Source organism: Sphingomonas bacterium, from assembly GCF_903643065.1.
GTDB lineage: Bacteria > Pseudomonadota > Alphaproteobacteria > Sphingomonadales > Sphingomonadaceae > Sphingomonas.
The window spans coordinates 1-4,210 of sequence record NZ_CAHJWX010000257.1 but is presented as its reverse complement, the minus strand read 5'-3'; the positions used below and the strand labels follow the sequence as shown (position 1 = coordinate 4,210).

The following is a 4,210-nucleotide window of genomic DNA, read 5'->3' as shown; positions in this document are numbered from 1 at the left end:
CGAATGGCGCGACGGCGGCGACGGCCACGCCGGCCTGCAACGCCGCGCGCCGGGTGACGCCGGATGCTTCCCCTGTCGGGTGGGCGTCACCGGCGGTTGGATCGACAGAACTCACGTCAGGCCTCTTCTCATGCAGGCTAATGGCATTGCCACGGATCACGCCGGATGTGGCGATGCGCATTGTCGGCGTCCAGAGGCCAGAACAGTATCACCGTCGAGGCGCTCTCTTCTGGCGATGGACGCGACGGCTCCCGTCGCGATAAGGGCTCCGGCAAGCCATCGAGCACGACGAGAGAGGATGACCGATGCCGAACGCCGACCCGGCCGCGACGCAGCCCTGTTCGAGCCTGAAGATCAGCGAGACGATCCTCAAGACGGGGCGGATCGAGGCGATGATCGCCTGGTACACGACCGTGCTGGGCGTCCCGCCCTTTTTCGAGCACAGCCCCGACGCGGGCACCAGGCCGCTCGACCTCGGCGGCCAGACCCGGGCGAGCGATCTCAGGATGTGCTTCTTCCGCCTGTCGCTCGACTTCCCCTATGTGCAGACGATCGGCATCTTCCAGGAGCCGGGCACCGGGCTGGAGCCGGCGAAGGGCGCGCCGGGGCTGCACCACATGCAGCTCACCACCGCCAGCCTGGACGAGCTGTGCGCCACCCATGACCGGCTGCTGGGCGAGGGCATGCGGCCGCACCGCAGCGCCGATCACGGTCCGATGACGAGCTTCTACTATCGCGATCCCGACGGCAACAATGTCGAGATCACCGCGCAGAACTTCCCGACGCTGGAGGCGATGGTCGACTTCATGTCCTCCGACGCGTTCAAGGCCAACCCGTCGGGCCGCGAGATCGATCCGGAGGCGTATGTCGCGCAGCGGCGGGGGGTGACGGCATGAGATTGGTCAAGATCGAACGGGACGGCCAGAACGCAGAGGGGCTGCTCGACGGCGACACCGTCCACCTCGTCGGCGACTGGCGCGAGGGTCCGGCGGAGGACGCGCCTTTCACCCTGTCCAAACGGTCGTCGGCCGACCTGCCCAGCGCGAGCGGGCGCGTGCCGCTGTCGTCGGTGACGCTGGCGGTGCCGATCGACCCGCTGGCCAGGATCATCTGCGTCGGGATGAACTATCGCGACCATCTGAGCGAGATCAAGGTCGAGGAGTCGACCAGCCCCAACATCTTCCTGCGCACCCACGACTCGCTCGTCGGGCACGACGCGCCGATCGTGCGGCCCAGGGCGTCCGCCACCTTCGACTTCGAGGGCGAGATCGCGGTCGTGATCGGCCGCGCCGGCCGCCACATCGCGGCCGAAGACGCGATGGACCATGTCGGCGGTTATAGCTGCTTCATGGACGGTAGCGTGCGCGAGTATCAGAAACACTCGGTCACCGCCGGCAAGAATTTCTGGCACACCGGCGCGATGGGCCCCTGGATCGTGCCGGCGAGCGAGTGGCAGGTCGCCGACGCGAGCCTCGCGACCCGGCTCAACGGCGAGACGGTCCAGTCCGCGCGCGCCAGCCAGATGATCTTCGGCATCGCCGAATGCATCAGCTATTGCTCGCGCTGGCTGGCGCTGCGGCCGGGCGACGTGATCGCCACCGGCACGCCGGGCGGCGTCGGCTCGCGCCGCACCCCGCCGCTGTGGATGAAGCCGGGCGACCGGCTCGATGTCGAGGTGGAAGGAGTCGGCGTCCTGAGCAACCCCGTCGTCGACGAAGCCTGAGCGCGCGGCCGACCCGATGAGCGACCTCGACCTGACGATCGCCTGCCAGGCCTATGATCGTATCCAGGCGCTGCAGAGCGGCGAGGTAAAGGTCGAGGGCTGCCACGCGCGCGCGCTGACGATGCGGGCGGAAGATATCTTCGCGCGCGCTTATGACGACGCACCGTTCGACGTGACCGAGCTGTCGATGAGCAGCCACATCCTCGCGGTCGCGCGCGGCATCGCCAGCGCCTATGTCGCCATCCCGGTCTTCCCCTCGCGCATGTTCCGCCATTCGGCGATCTACATCCGCGCCGATCGCGGCATCGCGCGGCCGGAGGACCTGGCGGGCAAAACGATCGGCGTGCCCGAATATCAGATGACGGCGGCGCTATGGGCGCGGGGGATGCTGTCGGACGAATACGGTGTCGCCGCCTCGTCGATCCGCTGGCGCACCGGCGGGCTCGACCAGCCGGGGCGGCAGGAGAAGTTCGGGCTGACCTTCGGCGACGCGGTCGAGGTCGCGCCGATCGGCGGCGACCGGACCCTGTCGGCGATGCTGGCGGCGGGCGACATCGACGCGCTGATCACCGCCCGCGCGCCCGCCTGCTTCCAGCCCGACGATCCGGCGGTGACGCGCCTGTTCGCCGATTATCGGGCCGCGGAAGAGACATATTTCCGCAAGACGGGGCTGTTCCCGATCATGCACGTGATCGGCGTCCGCCGCGAACTGGTCGAGCGCCATCCATGGCTGCCCCTGGCGGTGACCAGGGCCTTCGAGGAAGCCAAGCGGCTCTGCATGCGGGCGATGCACGATGTCGGTGCGCTCGCGGCGACGCTGCCGTGGCTCGGTGACGACCTGGCCCGCACCGTCGCGGTGATGGGCGAGGATTACTGGCCTTATGGCGTCCCCGCCAACCGCGCGGCGCTGGCGGCGATGCTGCGCTATTCGGTCGAGCAGGGCCTGTCGCCGCGCCTGCTCGACCTCCACGAGCTGTTCGCGCTGGGCACGCTGGGCGAGACCCCCTAGCGATGGCTCGCCAAGGCTGGCAGAGGCCGCGCGAACGGAGATGGTTGGCATGATCGACATGAAGAGGCTGGCCCTGCTGGCCGCCGTCGCCCTGGGTAGCACGACGGCCTCGGCCGCCGGCCAGCAATGGCCTCCCGCCGGCGTCTCCTATCAGGGCGACCCGGTCGCCCCGGATATCGCCGGCCTGTGGATGGGGACCGCGCTGGGCATCCCCGGTCAGGGCGTCGCGTCGAATTCGGGCAAGTCCGCCGATGGCCGCTCGCCCAGCTATTGGTCGCCCTGGCCGCTGCCCTACACGCCCGCCTATCAGAAGATCTATGACGACCGGGTCGCGGCGGCGAAGAAGGGCGTCCAGCTCGGCGACATCAGCTCGAAATGCCTGCCGTTCGGGATGCCGACGATGATCGCGTCGATGAACTATCCGCACGAGATCGTGCAGACTCCCGGCCAGGTCACCTTCTACGAATTCGGCACCTTTCCCATCACGGTATGGACCGACGGCCGCCCGCATCCGGCGGACCTGAAGCCCAGCTATAACGGCCATTCGATCGGCCATTGGGAAGGTGATACGCTGGTCGTCGACACCGTGGCGATCATGCCGACCACCTCGCTCGACTCGCACCGCGACCCGCACAGCGGCAAGCTGCACGTCAAATGGACCGTCCGTCGGGTCGCGCCCGACGTGCTTCACACCAGCATCACGCTCTATGACGACGAAGCGTTCACCGAGCCGGTCACCATGACCAACATCGCGCAGCGCAAGACCGACCCGAAATGGGCGCTGCTGGACGACCAGTCCTGTTTCGAGAACAACCAGGACGTGGCACCCCCCGACAAGGCGAGCGGCTTCATCAAGTTCTGATCACCACGGATCGATCTTGCCGACGCCGACGAACGCGCCGCTGAACGCCGCCTCGTCGGCGAGCGCGAGCTGGACGGCGGGAGTCGCCCCCTGTTCGACGGTCTGGTGGCCGCGATGGCCGTTGAGGTCGGTTGCGGTCGCGCCGGGGTTGGTCGAATTGACCGCGATGCCAGCCTCGCGCAACTCGGCGGCGAGCTGCACCGTCAGCATGTTGAGCGCGGCCTTCGACGCGGAATAGCCGAGCGACTTGATGAAGGCATATTTCCAGTCCGGGTCGCCCTGACGCGTCAGCGAACCCAGGTCGCTCGACTGATTGATGATCCGCGCCGACGGCGACTTGCGGAGCAACGGCAGCATCGCCTGGGTGACCGCGAGCGTGCCGAAGAAATTGGTCTCGAAGATGCGCCGCACCGCCTCCGGCTCGACCGCGCCCGGAGCGCCGTCGCGCGGGTCGTTGATCCCGGCATTGTTGACCAGCACGTCCAACCGGTCATCGCCCTGCTCGATCGCGGCGGCGGCGGCGGCGATGGTGGCGGGATCGGTCAGGTCGATCCGGATCGCGCGCACGTCGCCGCTGATCGACGCGGCCGCCATCTCCCCCGCGTCGAGGTCGCGC

General features: G+C 68.4%; 6 protein-coding genes. 4 read left to right on the top strand and 2 right to left on the bottom strand.

Going from position 1 to position 4,210, the window contains the following annotated elements:
• On the bottom strand, positions 1-181 hold a 181-nt coding region (locus HUU95_RS14350), incomplete at its 3' end, for a hypothetical protein (RefSeq protein ID WP_217429805.1).
• 124 nt (positions 182-305) lie between these two features.
• On the opposite strand from HUU95_RS14350, the gene HUU95_RS09795 reads away from it, so the two are divergent.
• Genes HUU95_RS09795 through HUU95_RS09780 form a run of 4 tightly spaced genes read left to right on the top strand, consistent with a single transcriptional unit; the run spans position 306 to position 3,594 of the window.
• Entirely contained in the window at positions 306-896 is a 591-nt protein-coding gene (locus tag HUU95_RS09795) for a VOC family protein (protein WP_174279945.1), read from the top strand.
• Positions 893-1,723 carry a fumarylacetoacetate hydrolase family protein gene (locus HUU95_RS09790; protein ID WP_174279944.1) on the top strand — a complete coding sequence of 277 codons (831 nt, stop codon included), beginning with the start codon at positions 893-895 and terminating at the stop codon, positions 1,721-1,723. The genes HUU95_RS09795 and HUU95_RS09790 overlap by 4 nt, the downstream gene beginning before the upstream one ends.
• A 16-nt stretch (positions 1,724-1,739) precedes the next feature.
• Entirely contained in the window at positions 1,740-2,732 is a 993-nt protein-coding gene (locus tag HUU95_RS09785; protein WP_174279943.1) for an ABC transporter substrate-binding protein, read from the top strand.
• 49 nt (positions 2,733-2,781) lie between these two features.
• A complete protein-coding gene (locus tag HUU95_RS09780; RefSeq protein WP_174279942.1) occupies positions 2,782-3,594 on the top strand; it encodes a hypothetical protein in 813 nt (270 codons plus the stop codon).
• On the opposite strand, the gene HUU95_RS09775 is transcribed toward HUU95_RS09780, so the two are convergent.
• A partial coding sequence (locus HUU95_RS09775) for an SDR family NAD(P)-dependent oxidoreductase (RefSeq protein ID WP_174279941.1) occupies positions 3,595-4,210 on the bottom strand: 616 nt, incomplete at its 5' end.

Bases quoted from the DNA above. Each gene is read 5' to 3' on its own strand.
- HUU95_RS09795 (WP_174279945.1), top strand. From the start codon at position 306: ATGCCGAACGCCGACCCGGCCGCGACGCAGCCCTGTTCGAGCCTGAAG.
- HUU95_RS09790 (WP_174279944.1), top strand. From the start codon at position 893: ATGAGATTGGTCAAGATCGAACGGGACGGCCAGAACGCAGAGGGGCTG.
- HUU95_RS09785 (WP_174279943.1), top strand. From the start codon at position 1,740: ATGAGCGACCTCGACCTGACGATCGCCTGCCAGGCCTATGATCGTATC.
- HUU95_RS09780 (WP_174279942.1), top strand. From the start codon at position 2,782: ATGATCGACATGAAGAGGCTGGCCCTGCTGGCCGCCGTCGCCCTGGGT.